At 41.8% G+C, this 17,103-nt stretch carries 12 protein-coding genes; 8 read left to right on the top strand and 4 right to left on the bottom strand.

From position 1 onward, the window contains the following. Positions 1–89 precede the first annotated feature (89 nt). From eno to FE392_RS04740, 3 genes are all read left to right on the top strand, one after another. The gene (eno, locus tag FE392_RS04750) at positions 90–1,391 is read left to right on the top strand and encodes a phosphopyruvate hydratase (protein ID WP_319929082.1); all 1,302 of its coding nucleotides are present in this window, start codon (positions 90–92) and stop codon (positions 1,389–1,391) included. Positions 1,392–1,742: 351 nt separating this feature from the next. Beyond that, the gene (locus FE392_RS04745) at positions 1,743–3,128 is read left to right on the top strand and encodes an SLC13 family permease (protein WP_319929081.1); all 1,386 of its coding nucleotides are present in this window, start codon (positions 1,743–1,745) and stop codon (positions 3,126–3,128) included. Positions 3,129–3,669: 541 nt separating this feature from the next. Continuing rightward, entirely contained in the window at positions 3,670–4,005 is a 336-nt protein-coding gene (locus tag FE392_RS04740; RefSeq protein WP_319929080.1) for an antibiotic biosynthesis monooxygenase family protein, read from the top strand. Positions 4,006–4,064: 59 nt separating this feature from the next. On the opposite strand, the gene FE392_RS04735 is transcribed toward FE392_RS04740, so the two are convergent. Beyond that, positions 4,065–5,549, bottom strand: coding sequence for an aldehyde dehydrogenase family protein (locus FE392_RS04735; RefSeq protein ID WP_319929079.1), 1,485 nt, complete (start codon positions 5,547–5,549; stop codon positions 4,065–4,067). A 315-nt stretch (positions 5,550–5,864) separates the two neighbouring features. Then, positions 5,865–7,001 carry an ABC transporter substrate-binding protein gene (locus FE392_RS04730; protein ID WP_319929078.1) on the bottom strand — a complete coding sequence of 379 codons (1,137 nt, stop codon included), beginning with the start codon at positions 6,999–7,001 and terminating at the stop codon, positions 5,865–5,867. Positions 7,002–7,551: 550 nt separating this feature from the next. Here FE392_RS04730 and FE392_RS04725 point away from each other — a divergent pair. Beyond that, entirely contained in the window at positions 7,552–7,899 is a 348-nt protein-coding gene (locus FE392_RS04725; RefSeq protein WP_319929077.1) for a DUF6694 family lipoprotein, read from the top strand. 166 nt (positions 7,900–8,065) lie between these two features. Here FE392_RS04725 and FE392_RS04720 read toward each other — a convergent pair whose 3' ends face one another. Beyond that, positions 8,066–8,566, bottom strand: a complete 501-nt coding sequence (locus FE392_RS04720) for a SprT family zinc-dependent metalloprotease (protein WP_319929076.1) — start codon at positions 8,564–8,566, stop codon at positions 8,066–8,068. Between the two features lie 91 nt (positions 8,567–8,657). Next, positions 8,658–9,812, bottom strand: coding sequence for a methionine adenosyltransferase (gene metK / locus FE392_RS04715; RefSeq protein ID WP_319929075.1), 1,155 nt, complete (start codon positions 9,810–9,812; stop codon positions 8,658–8,660). Positions 9,813–10,523: 711 nt separating this feature from the next. On the opposite strand from metK, the gene speA reads away from it, so the two are divergent. The 4 genes from speA (at position 10,524) to FE392_RS04695 (ending at position 17,081) form a co-directional block, all read left to right on the top strand. Beyond that, on the top strand, positions 10,524–12,428 hold the full coding sequence (gene speA / locus FE392_RS04710) for a biosynthetic arginine decarboxylase (RefSeq protein WP_319929074.1): 1,905 nt from the start codon (positions 10,524–10,526) through the stop codon (positions 12,426–12,428). Between the two features lie 87 nt (positions 12,429–12,515). After that, positions 12,516–13,442 carry an agmatinase gene (gene speB, locus FE392_RS04705; protein WP_319929073.1) on the top strand — a complete coding sequence of 309 codons (927 nt, stop codon included), beginning with the start codon at positions 12,516–12,518 and terminating at the stop codon, positions 13,440–13,442. Between the two features lie 331 nt (positions 13,443–13,773). Continuing rightward, positions 13,774–14,286 (top strand): fimbrial protein, encoded by a 513-nt coding sequence (locus FE392_RS04700; protein WP_319929072.1) that lies wholly within the window; start codon positions 13,774–13,776, stop codon positions 14,284–14,286. Between the two features lie 263 nt (positions 14,287–14,549). Beyond that, positions 14,550–17,081, top strand: coding sequence for a fimbria/pilus outer membrane usher protein (locus FE392_RS04695; RefSeq protein WP_319929071.1), 2,532 nt, complete (start codon positions 14,550–14,552; stop codon positions 17,079–17,081). The last annotated feature ends 22 nt before the right edge of the window (positions 17,082–17,103 follow it).

Here is a 17,103-nt window from a genome sequence, read left to right as displayed (position 1 = left end):
TAGTCTGATAACCTTAAAAGAAGTTATTTTTATTGTTGTTAGATTCGACCTGTTGTCCGAAATTTAACTTGTGATTTGAGGAAAACCGAATGTCCAAAATCGTTAAAGTACTTGGCCGTGAAATCATCGACTCCCGTGGTAATCCAACTGTAGAAGCAGAAGTGCATCTGGAAGGTGGCTTTGTTGGTTTAGCTGCTGCACCATCAGGCGCATCTACCGGTTCCCGTGAAGCACTGGAACTGCGTGATGGCGACAAATCTCGCTTCATGGGCAAAGGTGTACTGAAAGCAATTTCTGCGGTCAATGGCCCGATTGCACAGGCTCTGGTTGGTCAGGATGCGAAAGATCAGGCTAACATCGACAAAATCATGATCGAACTGGATGGCACTGAAAACAAATCTAACTTCGGTGCTAACGCGATTTTGGCTGTTTCCCTTGCGAATGCCAAAGCAGCGGCTGCAGCAAAAGGTATGCCTCTGTATGAGCACATCGCTGAGCTGAACGGTACTCCGGGTAAATTCTCCATGCCTCTGCCAATGATGAACATCATCAACGGTGGTGAGCACGCAGATAACAACGTAGATATTCAGGAATTCATGATCCAGCCAGTTGGCGCAAGCACTTTGAAAGAAGCTGTGCGCATCGGCTCTGAAGTATTCCATAATCTGGCAAAAGTACTGAAAGCAAAAGGCATGAGTACTGCGGTAGGTGATGAAGGTGGCTATGCGCCAAACCTGGAATCCAACGCAGCGGCACTGGCAGCAATCAAAGAAGCTGTTGAACAGGCAGGTTACGTACTGGGTAAAGATATTACTCTGGCTATGGACTGTGCCGCTTCTGAGTTCTATAACGAAGCCACCGGGAATTACGAACTGAAAGGCGAAGGCAAAACTTTCACTTCTCAGGAATTCACCCACTATCTGGAAGGCTTGACCAAAGAGTACCCAATCGTTTCCATCGAAGATGGCTTGAACGAATCTGACTGGGACGGTTTTGCTTATCAAACTAAAGTACTGGGCGACAAAATCCAGTTGGTTGGTGACGATCTGTTCGTAACCAACACCAAAATCCTGAAAGAAGGTATCGAAAAAGGCATCGCGAACTCCATCCTGATCAAGTTCAACCAGATCGGTTCTTTGACTGAAACTCTGGCTGCAATCAAGATGGCAAAAGACGCGGGTTATACTGCGGTTATCTCACACCGCTCTGGTGAAACTGAAGATGCAACCATTGCTGATCTGGCAGTAGGTACTGCGGCAGGCCAAATCAAAACGGGTTCCATGAGCCGTTCTGATCGTGTTGCTAAATATAACCAGCTGATCCGTATCGAAGAAGCACTGGGTAATCGTGCACCTTTCAACGGATTGAAAGAAGTAAAAGGTCAGGCGTAATCTGACTCATCTTTAATAAAAAATAAATATTTTTTATGTATTGGCGGAAGAGTTAACTCTTTTCCGCCTTTTTAATAAGAGAAAATTTTATTTTATTAGTATGATTATTTATCTTAATATTTAACTAATTTGTGAATTTATTGGAAATTTTTGGTTAATTTTAGAATAATTATTCACAAATAAAACAAATCCCGCGCGGTAGATCCCAAAATCATTCACCTAGTATTTTCTTTGTCGTTAAGACACCTTATTATTTCACATGTAATGTAATTCTTTAACATTTACGGCAATGATTCATTAATTATTCTTTTTACATTACAGGGTTATGTTTCATTGTTTTACGGAGTCTTCATGGACGCTTCTGAATCTTTAGCGCCAGCGGTTGGGCCGATGCCCTCAAGTAAAAGAGGTTTAATTATCCTCGCGCTGGACATCATCTTGCTTGTGGCTCTGCTTAAGTTTTTACCTTATGGGGAAAAAGCAAATGCAGGCTTGGCATTGATGGCATTTGTTGGTGTTTTATGGCTCACGGAAGCCATTCATGTCACAATTACCGCACTGTGTGTTCCAATTCTGGCTGTTTTGATGGGGTTGATGAATACAGGTGACGCGCTGAAATCTTTTGCAAATCCGATTATATTTTTATTCTTCGGTGGTTTTGCATTGGCTACAGCGCTACATATCCAAGGTCTGGACAGGTTGATTGCTAACCGTTTGCTGATGATTGCCCGTGGGCGTTTGTCGGTGGCGGTATTATTGATTTTTGGCATTACCGCAGTGCTTTCCATGTGGATAAGCAATACAGCAACTGCGGCAATGATGTTGCCATTGATCCTCGGCATTCTGGCTAATTTGGATGTGCGTACTGAACGCAACACATTCGTATTTGTTCTGTTGGGGGTTGCATACAGCGCCAGTATTGGTGGCTTGGGGACATTAGTTGGTAGTCCACCCAATGCCATTGCTGCTGCACAATTAGGTATGGATTTCGTCACATGGATGAAATATGGCGTACCGATGGTGCTTATTCTGTTGCCTGTTATGGTGGCATTGATGTATTTCATGCTGCGCCCGAACCTGAATCACAAATTTGATCTGGAGCTGGAACATCTGGAGTGGAATGGTAAGCGCTTAATTGCCATGGGCATTTTCTCGCTGACAGTTGTATGCTGGATTTTTAGTTCTGTTATTAGTGATGCTCTGGGCGGTGTAAAAGATCTGGATACCATCATTGCAGTCAGTGCGGCAATTTTGATTGGCGTGACTGGCGTATCATCATGGTCACAGATTCAAAACAACACTGAATGGGGCGTCCTGATGCTATTCGGTGGCGGTCTGACACTGAGCGCTGTTTTGAAAATTTCAGGCGCCAGCGAAGTCATGGCGAATGGTATGGCATCAACGTTTGGCACCAGCCCGTGGTTTGTCATCATCGTTGCGATAGCTGCCTTTATCATCTTCCTGACCGAATTTACCAGTAACACTGCAAGTGCGGCACTGCTTGTACCTATCTTCGCGACCGTTGCCGAAGCACTGGGTATGCCGGTTATCGTTCTGACCATGATTATTGGTATCGGTGCATCTTGTGCATTTATGTTGCCAGTAGCAACACCGCCTAATGCAATTGTTTATGGCTCCGGCTATATCAAACAATCGGAAATGGTGAGAGTGGGCATTGTATTGAATCTGGCATGTATAGCCATTATTTCCGTTGTTGCTTGGTTTTTCTGGATCTAATGACTAAATAGACTATGATGAAAAATGGCTGCCTTAAAGGTGGCCATTTTTTTATTGAAAAAATACTCAAAAGTATTCTCAATAAATCAATATTATTTATTGCATGGGTTTTATTCATTTAGAGAGAAATTATAACATGATTAAATATATTATTACTTTATCTATTATAATGAACTATACCATAGGAAACAGTATGGGTATTTTTCTTTCATTCTCTTTCCAGTAAGGCCGGTTAATTATCGGCTGTAAAATCTTGGAGACACTGTTAAGTCATGTGATAAAAATGAGTATTATTCCTGTGATATATTTTGATAATTGATAGATAGATCAAATTATCTATCAAATAATATTCTTAGCTATCTCAAATGATATTACACTCGCTTCAGTCTCTATTTCTATAAACATACGCTTATCTATTTTGAGTTCTTGGTTATATGGTCTTTTGTGTGCCGTTCTATCTCTTTAAATCCATTGTGCATCTGCCATTTTCTATATTTAAGATAATTATTTTTTGAATAATATTAACTTTAAGGAAATAACTATGTTTATTGCAATTTATCAATTTAAAATTTATCCCGGGATGGAAGAGGCTTTTGTTAAAGCTTGGAAAAAGAGAACGGAAGGGATCTATTTACTTTCGGGATCGTTAGGCTCCAGATTGCATAAAGATAAATCAGGCGATTATATTGGGTATGCCCAGTGGCCAACAAAAGAACAGTGGCAAAACACAGATCGAAAAGTCATTGATAGTGGGGCTTATCCTGAATATCAAGATGCCGGAAAAGAGATGAGAAAGTGCATCGAAAAATCAGAAACACTGTTTGAATTGGAAGTAGAAGCGGATTATTTGCATAGCCTTCCTTTTTCTTTTGAATAATATTTCCTTGCGATTATTAAAATCGCCATCTTTAGCGATGGCGATTTTTTATTGATTTATTATTCTTCTTTCATACTGATATAGATATTTTTCACTTCAGAATAAGCATCCAATATCATCTTGTGAGTTTCACGTCCAAGCCCTGATTTTTTATAACCGCCGAAAGGAGTATGAGCAGGTAGCTCGTGATAGGTATTAATCCACATACGGCCTGTTTTTACAGCTTTGGCTACGCGAATGGCCCGGTTAATATCCTGTGTCCATACCGCGCCAGCCAGCCCATATTCGGAGTCATTGGCCATTTCGATAACTTCGCTTTCGTTGTCGAATGGAATGACACACAACACAGGCCCGAAAATTTCTTCCTGTGCGACCTGCATATCATTGGTGACATTAGTAAGAATAGTTGGGTGAATAAAGAAACCATCATCATACCCTTCACCCGCCATACGTTTTCCGCCAGTCAGGACAGTGGCTCCTTCTCGTTTTCCCAGTTCAATGTAATCTAAAATGGAGTTCATCTGATCTTCACTAACCTGACAGCCCATTTCAGTTTCTGAGTCCATAGGATCACCAACCCGAACGGATTCAAAAACCACTTTCAGCTCTTTCAGGAATTCATCGTGGATATCTTTATGCAGGAACAGACGGGCACCTGATTCACATGCCTGACCTTGATTCAACAAAATAGCGTTGGCTGCATACTTGACGGCCTTTTTCATGTTGGCATCAGGGAAGACGATATTGGCAGATTTACCGCCCAATTCCAGAGTGGCAGGAATAAGCCTTTTTGCTGCGGCAGCGGCAACGTTGTAACCAACCTCTGTCGAACCGGTAAAAGCGACCTTGTTAATACCTTCATGATCGAGGATTGCTTGGCCGACAACAGAGCCACGCCCCGTGACAATATTGACAACGCCCGCTGGCAGAACCTGATTCAGGATGCGGCCCAATTCAAGCAGTGTTATTGGTGTCAGGCTCGCAGGGTTGATAACAATGGTATTGCCGGCTGCAAGGGCAGGGGCTATTTTCCAGGCTGCCATCAATAATGGGAAATTCCATGGAATAATCTGTCCGACCACGCCGATTGGCTCTCTGATCACCAAGCTCAATGTATCACTATCGATAACATCACTTGCATCAGAATGGGCACGGATAACACCGGCAAAATAGCGGAAATGATCAATGGAAAAAGGAATGTCAAAATGGCGGCACAGAGCTTGGGTTTTACCGCCATCCAATGTTTCGAGGACAATGAAACGTTCTGCTTCCGCTTCCAGTAGATCGGCGATTTTCAATAATAGAGATTGCCTTTCTGCGGCAGAAGTTTTGCTCCATGCCGGAAGAGCCTGCTGAGCGGCCTTGACGGCAAGTTCAACATCTTCGGCATTACCGGCTGCATATTCTGTCAGCAATTCCCCTGTTGCAGGGTTGTAGCTTTTCATTGTATTTTTTGAAACGCTATCGACCCATTCTCCATTAATCAACATCTTATAATATTTTGTGGGCAACAGTTCTTTGGCAATATCATGTAGCTTTTTCATTATATTCTCCGGGTACTGTGTTTGCTGTATATGCTAGGTCATATATTCAGGTGTGATTATCGGACAAAGTCTTAATTTTAATAAAGCATGCATTAAAATTTAAAAGATCTGCATCAATAAATAAAAAACAAAAAATCTGATTTATCATTGTGATAATAAAAAAAGAAATAAATTCTTACTTGTAAGAAACATTATTTATGATAATTGTTATGCAATATTTATTATGGGAATTGTCGATGGGATATATTGGCTAATAAAATTTGTATGAGAAATGATGCCCACTTGCGAAACAAGCGGGCATTAATCAATAAGGCATTATTTTGCTGTTATCCAGAAAACACCGCTGCCATCAAGGGCGGTAAATGTTTTATGGGCGTAAATATTATCGGCGTGGGGATCGATATCCCGGAACAGATCGGGATGCAGCCATTTTGCAATAGCTTCTACGGCAATAATATTAAATGGCGTATCATAGTATTGGTGATAAACAGCCATAACGTTTTTTTCACGATACGATTTCAATATGCTTAATTTCGGGCGAGCGAGTAATTTTTGGAAACGTTTCTCTGCTGTTGCCAATTCGCCAGTGTAGCCTAATGGAACAGATTGGCTATTATCATGAACAGTATCCCAATTAGCGACTGTCATCAGATAATAATCAGGATTGGTCGTTAATAGCTGTTCTTCATTAATTTTACCTCCCATACCAGAAAACCACTGGTTACCCATATTATTGGCACCAGCCGCTGCAACAAACTCCCCAAAACTATTGGTCGCAAAGGTATTGCAGCAATCTTCAGTTCCTCGCATGCCAGCATGGCGCTCAATAAAAATGGTGGGGAACTGTTTAGGGGATAAAGTCGCAATACGCTTATTGATCAAAGATAAGCGGCTTTCATAAAACTGGATAAATTTATCCGCGTTTTCTTCTTGCCCGAAAACTGTTCCCAGCAATTTCATGCTTGGCACAGTATTGGACAAAGGATGTTGGCGGAAATCAATGAAGATGACAGGGATACCGCTCTTTGCCAATAACTCAACGGTGTTGCTACTGTCTAGTTTCGATTTTAAACCGATATCGAAAATCACCAGATCGGGTTTATAGGTTAAGGCTTTTTCAATACTGAAATCACTGGTGTAGGGATTAGGAAATACAGGGATTTTCTTTAACTGAGGAAAGTCTTTTTCATAGGCGGTGGCAAGGTCAGGCGCTTTTTTTTCCAGCGCATTATCCCATGCGACAATTCCCTTTAGTGGCTCTGAGGGGTGCAAAATATTGAGTGCAATCAAAACACGGCTATCTGCCAGCATGGCCCGTTCAACGGGGGCGTTGATAGTCACTGTTCGGCCGGCAATATCTTTAACGGTGATTTTTTCTGCCTGAGCGTATATCGGTGATAAAACGAATACTGCTGACAGTACGTATTTCATTAGATAATGAATGACAGACATATTGATCCTTTTATCTTTCAGTTATATTCATAGAGAAAAAATATAACTTTATGATATTAAATAAAAATTAATTCATTAATCTGTAAAGCGGAACTCATCATGCCTTTTGTTCATATAGCGTTCAAACAAGCTATGCTATGTTTGGAAGTATTTTAAAAGTAATGGCGATGCTTTTAAAAGATCAAGGTTTTCAAAGGTAATACGAAGTTTAAAAAAATAACATTATGTTTCAAAAGGCATAATATATTTTGTGGACGTCATTTTCTTCCAAATGGAATGTTGCCAACGTATTTTAACCTATCTCAAAATAGATGATAACGGTTATTATTCAAACTAATCAATAAATTTTGCAATTTGATCAATTAAGTTTTCGTTACATCGGTATGATTCTGCCAAATCAGGAGCAAAAGGGCGTACATGCCAGCATGGCAAAGGTATAAATGATTTAGTCATAAATATTCAAAATTTAATAAGAAAAATAGTTATTAAGGCGACTCATTTATTTTTGTTCTGCTATTATTATCACCATCGGTAATGGATGGGGTGGATTATGAAAAAATTGTTAGTATTTTGTTTGCTTGGTTTTGCATTAACGGGGTGTGACAATCAACTTAAGATTGATGGCGCAAATGAAATAGCCCTGAAAACGTCCATTGAAAACATCAGGGATACCTTATCCGAAGATAAGAAATTGAAATTTGATGAATCATTGTATATTACGATGGTTAATAGTATTAATTTCGATGATTTATTCAAAGACAATAAGAATGGCAATATTAATCATAAAGATATAGAGCAATTGGAACAAAATTTTTTCCATTATCTTAATGGCAAAACGGCTGATCAAATCATTGCGGAAGCTGAGCAAATCAAAGCAACCAAGGTGGATACCCAATAAATGTTGTTAACTAATAAGTATTACCTGGGTGGATATTCGTTGAACTAAATTATCAAGTCGTTAATTTCCAGAAAGCCAGTTTTCAAACGTTAAATTTTCAAACAAGAAATTGCTAAACAAGATAACAAGATGTTTCTGGCATTGGAGCATCTTGTTGGTTCCTGTGTTATTTAGCTGGTTGCAACTTTTCCCCACATTGCCGACAAATGTAACAGCTTTTCCCCCTGAGAATTTTATTGTGTTGTCTGATTGTCAGCTCATGTTGCTGGCAGCGGCAGCAGTAATTGAATATTTGACTACGGACAGAATGAACCGCGAACTGATGCGTTCGATTCGCCGGCGTTTTAAGCACTGTCTCCATGATAAAACGCCACTCTTTTCCATGTGGCGCAACTTTGCCAAATTGATGATACGCCAGTAAATGAGCCAGTTCGTGCGGGATGACTTCATCAATGAATGCTTGCTGGTTTTCTATCAATAAAACAGGATTTAAACGAATTTCCCACGCCTGCAACCGGGCACTGCCCGCGATTGTACCTCGTTGCCGATAGCTGATCTCAGGTTCAGGAATGTTTATGTGCAGAAAGTTACTTGCTTGCTCCAGTTTTTGTCGCATTGTGCGCATAACTGCTTGCTGTAAGGAAAGCGGAACTCTGACGGATTTCATCACGGTTACATACTTTATTTAGGACGGGTTACTTTGATTAAAAAAGCCCGCAGTGCATAGGACAGTGCGGGCTACAGGATTTAGCAAAGGATTATTTTAATCCTGCTGCTGAACGCAGAATTTCAGCTTTGTCTGTTGCTTCCCAAGGGAATTGCTCACGACCGAAATGGCCGTATGCCGCAGTTTCACGATAGATTGGTTGCAGCAGGTTCAACATTTTAATCAGGCCGTAAGGGCGCAGGTCAAAGAACTCACGTACCAATTGAATCAGTGTTGAAGTGGATACTTTTTCAGTGCCAAAAGTTTCAACCATGATAGACGTTGGCTCTGCAACACCGATCGCGTAGGAAACCTGAATTTCGCAGCGATCTGCCAGGCCTGCCGCAACGATGTTTTTAGCAACGTAACGGGCAGCATAGGCAGCTGAACGGTCAACTTTAGAAGGATCTTTACCTGAGAATGCCCCGCCGCCGTGACGCGCCATACCGCCGTAGGTATCTACAATGATTTTACGGCCAGTCAGGCCACAGTCACCCATTGGGCCACCGATAACGAAACGGCCAGTTGGGTTGATGAAATATTTAGTCATCGGCGTCAGCCATTCTGTTGGCAGGACTGGCTTGATGATTTCATCCATTACCGCTTCTTGCAGCGCTTTTTGGTCAATGTCTTCTGAGTGCTGGGTTGAAAGCACAACGGCATCAATACCAACAATTTTGCCATTATCGTACTGGAATGTTACTTGGCTTTTTGCATCCGGGCGCAACCACGGTAATGTGCCGTTTTTACGGACTTCAGCCTGACGCTCAACCAAGCGGTGTGCATAAGTGATAGGTGCTGGCATCAACACATCAGTTTCATTGGTTGCATAGCCAAACATCAACCCCTGATCACCAGCCCCTTGTTCCAGAGGATCTAATCGGTCGACACCTTGATTGATATCAGGGGATTGTTTACCGATGGCACTGATAACAGCACATGAATTGGCATCAAAGCCCATATCTGAACTGGTATAGCCAATTTCACGCACTGTGCGGCGAGTGATCTCTTCAATATCAACCCAAGCACTGGTAGTGATTTCGCCACCAACCATGACCATGCCAGTTTTAACATAAGTTTCGCAGGCAACACGAGCCTTGGGGTCTTGTTCTAAGATCGCATCAAGAACAGCATCAGAAATCTGATCAGCAATTTTATCTGGATGTCCTTCTGAAACAGACTCAGAAGTGAAAAGGTGTGTAGTCATTATATTTCATTACCTTAAATATAATTTGGTTTAAGGGTGGATGGTAGTATAAGGGGGGATGTTTTACCATCTAGATGGCTAATTTTAATTGACTCTGACTAAGGATACCAGTTTTTTTCATTTTAAATATCTTTCTGTATATAAGCATTTTGGTTTTTCACCCTAAAACGGATAGAAAAATGACGCAATTTAGATAAATTTCATTTTGCATTTTTATTGGATTACAGGTATAAACTGCGCGCGTAACATTAAGTTAGTTTTGTACTTGAAGTTACGGCGCTTGCAGGAGATTTGCATATGTCCTGCTTCTCAAATGAGAAACGGCTTGCGTCAGGTAAGCCATGTGGGGGTGAATGGGGTTATGAACCATTATCTGCTGATTGCCAACGGCCAACAGCCACATTATGCTATTGATGTATCCACATCTTGTTCCTTCCTTTTAAACATGAATTCATTTCGATGTTACCCGTGTATATCTACCCTATGATGCAACTTGAAAGGCGATGGGTGTAAATACGCTGGCAATATCGAGTTGGCATCATACTGTCACACAGTAAATATATTGTTTAGTTCCCTCTAAACGTACCTATAATTTAAGAGCATGCTGTTCCCTGACATTTTTTAATGCGCAAGATACGCACGATAAAACAGTGCCTTGGGTTATTGACTTTACAGGTGAAGGCAAACCTCGACTCCATGAAGGAGACTGCCATGAATGATAATATCGCTCGCAAAATGCGACAGACTTACAATATCGCATACTGGGGCGGCAGCTATTACTATGTCAATGATCTGGGTAATGTCAGTGTTTGCCCAAACCCTGATTTACCGGGAGCTCAAATTGAACTCGCTGATTTGGTGAAAAGAGTTCAAGTAGAAAAGGAACAGTTACGTTTACCTGCTTTGTTTTGCTTTCCCCAGATTTTGCAACATCGCCTGCGTTCCATCAATGCGGCGTTTAAGCGTGCACGCGAATCTTATGGCTATAAAGGGGATTACTTTCTGGTTTATCCGATCAAGGTTAACCAGCAGCGCCGCGTGATTGAAACGCTGGCAAATGCTGATGAACCTGTCGGGCTGGAAGCAGGTTCCAAAGCGGAATTAATGGCAGTATTGGCTCATGCAGGTATGACCGGTACGGTCATTGTGTGTAATGGCTACAAAGATCGTGAATACATCCGTTTAGCATTGATCGGTGAGAAACTGGGGCACAAAGTGTATCTGGTCATCGAAAAAATGTCTGAAATTGAGATGGTATTGGAAGAAGCAGAACGCATCAATGTGATCCCGCGTCTGGGTGTTCGGGCACGTCTTGCATCTCAAGGCTCTGGCAAATGGCAAGCCAGTGGCGGTGAAAAATCCAAATTTGGTCTGGCGGCTGCACAGGTATTGCAACTGATTGAGACTCTGCGCTCTGCTGGGCGATTGGATAGCCTGCAACTGCTGCATTTCCATTTGGGTTCCCAGTTGGCAAATATTCGTGATGTGGCAACCGGGGTGCGCGAATCTGCCCGTTTTTATGTCGAATTAGCTAAATTGGGCGTTAAAATCCAGTGCTTTGACGTCGGTGGAGGATTGGGGGTTGATTATGAAGGTACTCGCTCCCAGTCAGAATGCTCAGTCAACTACGGTTTAAATGAGTATGCGAATAACGTGATTTGGGGCATCGGTGACGCATGTGAAGAACACGGTTTGCCTCATCCAACCGTCATCACTGAATCCGGCCGTGCACTGACCGCTCACCATACAGTATTGGTTTCCAATGTGATTGGGGTTGAGCGTAACGAATTCACTGAAACAAGCGCGCCGGCAGATGATGCAACACGCCCCCTGACCAGCTTGTGGGAGACTTGGCAGGAGATGCAATCTGACGGCAGCCGCCGTTCCCTGCGTGAATGGTTGCATGACAGTCAGTTTGATCTGCATGATGTACATACCCAATATGCCCACGGCATGTTGACTCTGACAGAGCGGGCATGGGCTGAAGAACTGTACCTGAACATTTGTCGTCATATCCAGCAGGATCTTGATCCAAGCAATCGTGCGCATCGTCCAATCATTGATGAACTGCAAGAACGCATGGCAGACAAATTCTATGTGAATTTCTCATTATTCCAGTCAATGCCAGATGCATGGGGGATTGATCAGTTATTCCCGGTTCTTCCGATTGAAGGGTTGGATAAGCCGCTGGATCGCCGTGCTGTCTTATTGGATATTACCTGCGATTCAGATGGCACCATTGATCATTATGTTGATGGTGACGGTGTGGCGACAACCATGCCAATGCCGGCTTATGATCCAAATAACCCGCCATTGATTGGTTTCTTTATGGTCGGCGCATATCAGGAAATCTTGGGCAATATGCATAACTTGTTCGGGGATACCGCTGCCATTGATGTTTATGTATCAGAAGATGGCGAAGCTACTTATCAGCAGAGCGAAGAAGGTGATTCCGTCGCCAATATGCTCCAATACGTCAAACTGGAGCCACAGGTACTGCTCACCCGCTTCCATGATCAGGTTAAATCAACGGATTTGGATCAAAGTTTACAGGAACAATTCCTGCAAGAATTTGAAAGCGGCCTATATGGTTACACCTATTTGGAAGATGAATAATCTTTTTGCATAAACAAGTCGCGTGCCACTGTTGTTACTCATAATTGGACAAAATTAACGTGTGGCACGGACTTTTGAGGATACATCATGAGTATTAGCTCCTTAGGAAACCAAATTGATAATTCTTTGGTTTCGAATGCCTTTGGTTTTCTGCGTTTTCCATTGAATTTTCAGCCTCATAGCAGTGATGCTGAATGGGTAATTACCGGTATCCCATTCGATATGGCGACGTCGGGGCGCGCGGGCAGCAGACACGGGCCAGCTGCAATTCGTCAGGTATCAACCAACTTGGCATGGGAAAGCAGCCGCTGGCCGTGGAATTTTAGCTTGCGCAAACGGCTGAATGTGGTGGATTGCGGTGATCTGGTATTTAACTTCGGCGATGCTCAGGACATGAGCGATAAGTTGCAGGCGCATGCTGAAAAAGTATTGGCATCGGGTAAACGGATGTTATCTTTCGGTGGCGATCATTTTGTCACTTTGCCGCTTCTGCGTGCCCATGCTAAGCATTTTGGCAAAATGGCGCTGATTCATTTTGATGCCCATACGGATACTTATCCCAATGGCAGTAAATTTGACCACGGTACAATGTTTTACCATGCACCAAATGAGGGGCTTATTGATCCCCATCATTCCGTGCAAATTGGTATTCGTACTGAACACGATACAGATAATGGCTTCACGGTGCTGGATGCCGGTCAGGTTAATGATCGCGGCGTTGATGATGTTGTGGAACAGATTAAATCCATCGTGGGTGATTTACCGATTTATCTGACATTCGATATTGATTGTCTCGATCCGGCATTTGCTCCGGGAACAGGAACGCCGGTCATTGGGGGATTGACATCCGATCGCGCATTGAAAATTTTGCGTGCTCTGCAACCGCTGAATATTGTCGGCATGGATGTCGTGGAAGTGGCGCCGGCTTATGACCAATCTGAAATTACTGCGTTGGCTGCGGCAACAATTGGCTTGGAATTGCTGTATTTGCAGGCGTCAAAGAAAATTGTTTAACACGCATGCAGTAAACAGATAGCTATTTTCGTTTGAGAATTAAAGGCCCACTTTTTAAGTGGGCCTTTATTGTTTTTAGAGTTTATTATTTCCATTTTTAATAATATTAAAAGATGGATTGTTCTTAATTGTAAACAAATAAAAAAAAGAATCATTTTTTATATTCAATAAAATCAAAGATATATAAAAACAGCAGTGCACGATTTTGATTTTGCAACTATATAAATATTGTAAAAAACATAAGTTCCAATATTGGTCAGTAAAAACTCAATGTTTTGTTTCAACAACAGCGTACTAAGGCATAAGACACATGAAACTAAAAAGAGTCTGTATGATAACCAGTTTTATATTTGGAATGAGTGTTTTTGGTTCTTTGGCGGATACTGCGCCGCCGATACAAGATCAAGTTACGATTAATTTTACAGGAGAAATTATTGCGCCACCCTGCACAGTTGACACAACTAAGGTAAAACAGCCAATTACTTTTGATATTGTCAGCCCTGAATTTTTAAATAATGGTTATTCTAAAGATAAACCAGTAGAAATTGATTTTACTTGTTCAACAAATGGCTATAAAAATATTACCTTACAATTTATGGGTAATACAGTTGCATCTAATAGTGAATTGCTTACGGATACTGGCACTAATGTCGTAGTCAAATTGAAGGAGAAGCAAGGTAAAGACATTACCTTCAATAAAGATATGGATTCTACGCAATTCACGAATGGTAAATTTAAATTAGAATTTATAGCGAGCATCCATAAATCGACTGATAGTAGTGTAGGCGCAGTTCAAGCTGGAACATTTAAGGGGATAACAAATGTAGTGATAAAATATAGTTAAATATTATTGTAAATAACAACGATAATTTCATTAAACCAAAAACTATACCCTATGGATTTCGAATTGCATCGCGGCGGCAAAGGAGAGAACCTCGGGAGAATAGATAACTATGTGACAGGGGTGAGCGAGTGCAGCCAACAAAGAGGCAACTCGAAAGACGACGGGTATAATTAGTTTAGCGCTAAACATATTTACGTACAATATTTGCTTTTATTATATAGCGCTCACAGCAATTAAAGCCTAATTAATGCTAAGGAAGGGTTATGGATAAAATAAATAAAAAAAGAATTCTTTATTTATTTTTGTTTTGTTTGCTGTTAGCTATAAATAATGGAAATTCAAGAGCAGAAGAGAGTATAGAGTTTTATACCGATCTGTTGGACACTGAAGATAAACAACATATCGATCTATCACGCTTCTCTCAAGCTGATTATGTTATGCCGGGAAGGTATCAATTAACTTTTAGGGTTAATGGGCAAAATATTTCGCAGGACACCGCGATTCCTTTCTACTCGCGACAAGTGGGGGAAAAAATAACATCAGAAGCCTGCATTTCTCCCTTGTTGCTGGATAAGGTGGGGCTAACGGAACGTATTCAGAATCGTATTAATTTATGGCATGACGGGCAGTGCGTCGATTTTTCTGCCTTGGGTGGTGTGAAAGCATTCGCGGACATGCCTGAACTGCAATTCAATCTTATTATTCCTCAAGCTTATTTAGAATATACCGATCCTTCCTGGACACCGCCATCACGCTGGGATAACGGCATTCCGGGCTTAATGTTGGACTATAGTGCGGATGCAACGCTAAGTAAGCTTGAACATGGAGGGCATTCTCAGTCTGCATGGGTTAATGGAACTGTGGGGGCAAATTATGGTGTCTGGCGTTTACGGAGTAATTATCGGGGGAATTACAGCTATACCGCAGGGCAATTCAGACAAAAGAGTACCTCGTTGGACTGGAATCAGATTTATCTGTACCGCGCATTACCTGCGTGGCGTGCAAAGCTGACGATTGGTGAGTCGTCTTTTAGTTCTGATTTATTGCAGAGTTGGAGTTATACAGGGCTGGCGCTTACCAGTGATGAACGCCAATTACCGCCTAAATTGCGAGAATATTCTCCTGAAATTAATGGCATTGCGGATACTAATGCCAGAGTGACGGTTTCACAGCAGGGGCGAATACTCTATGACAGCACAGTGCCAGCCGGGCCGTTTTCCATTAAGGAGCTCAGTAGCTCAGTGCGTGGGGAACTGGAGGTCACAGTCGCTGAACAAGACGGTCAGGTAAAAACGTTTCAGGTCAATGCGACCTATGTACCATTTTTATCTCGTCCTGGTCAATTTCGCTATAAATTTTTCTTGGGCCGCTCAAGGTATCAGTCTCATCAAACAGAAGGGCCAATATTCGGGGCTGGAGAAATAAGTTATGGCGTATCCAATTATTGGTCAGTTTATGGCGGAAGTATTATTGCGGGAAAATATAATGCGGCAGCGTTAGGGGTTGGGATTGATTTAATGCGATTGGGAACGTTATCTCTGGATGCGACTCAGTCAATGGTTAAAACTCTTCGGAATGAAGGAACTCAAACCGGGCGCTCATGGCGATTTAATTACTCTAAAAGTTTTGACGATATTGGTGCGAATATTTCTTTTACCGGATACCGTTTTAGTGAACGTGATTATATGACAATGCAACAATATCTTGATGAGCGCTATCGGAATTATACCTATAAAAATAATAATAAAGAGACATATACATTATCTTTAAGTCAGTATTTTTCTGAACATAAATTATCAATTGGCGGCTCTTATAATCGGCAATCTTATTGGAACAAAAGTGATACAACCAATTACAACCTGCGGGCTGATAAATATTTTTCAGCGTTTGGCGTAAATAATATTGCAGTGGGCATATCTGCAGCCCGAAACCGTTATTCTGATACCAATAAAGTTAATGATGAAATTTTTTTGCGTCTGTCAATCCCTTTATCATCGGGAAGTGTGAGTTATAACGGTTCTTATAATAACCAGCAATTTTCCCATACTGCCAGTTACTACAATCAAACAGAAAAAAATAATAGCTATAGCCTGACTGCGGGGGTAACCCATAGCAAAGAAGGGCAAACGGATGCCCAACTCAGTGGCTACTACAGTCATGAAGGTGGTATAGCAAATACATCAGTCAATATGTCGGCCACCCAAGGGCGTTATTTTTCTGTCGGTGGTTCGGTTTATGGTGGCGTGACGATAACCGCAAAAGGAGCTGCATTGCATTCAGGTGGATTTTATGGGGGAACCCGTTTGCTAGTGGATACAGAAGGTGTCGCCAATGTTCCTGTTGATGGTGGCCGTGTGATAACTAATAGTCAGGGAGTTGGGGTTGTCACAGATATCAATAGTTATTATCGGAATATCACCACCATTGATGTTGATGAGCTCACTGCTGATATGGAAGCTCGGAATGCTGTTGTGGAATCGTTCTTAACCGAAGGTGCTATTGGGTATCGTAAATTTGATGTCGTGAAAGGTAAGCGTTTATTCGTGGTATTGAAATTGCAAAATAATAGTTCTCCGCCGTTTGGTGCCAGTGTGCGTAATGAAAAAGGTCATGAACTGGGAATTGTCAGCGATGGAGGAGTGGCATGGATCAGTGGAGTTCAACCAAAAGAAAAATTGAAAGTGAATTGGAATAGGAAAATATGTACGGCGGAATTACCGGAGGATATTGACTCTCTGTCACAAATTTTATTGCCCTGTACTGAGCAAGAACAGTTGATAAATATAAATGGATAAGGAAAAACTGAAATGCTGAAAG

Origin of the sequence: Xenorhabdus santafensis (genome assembly GCF_033949405.1) — a bacterium.
Taxonomy (GTDB): Bacteria; Pseudomonadota; Gammaproteobacteria; order Enterobacterales; family Enterobacteriaceae; genus Xenorhabdus; species Xenorhabdus santafensis.
The sequence above is the reverse complement of the archived record's forward strand: the minus strand, read 5'-3'. Positions and strand labels throughout refer to the sequence as shown.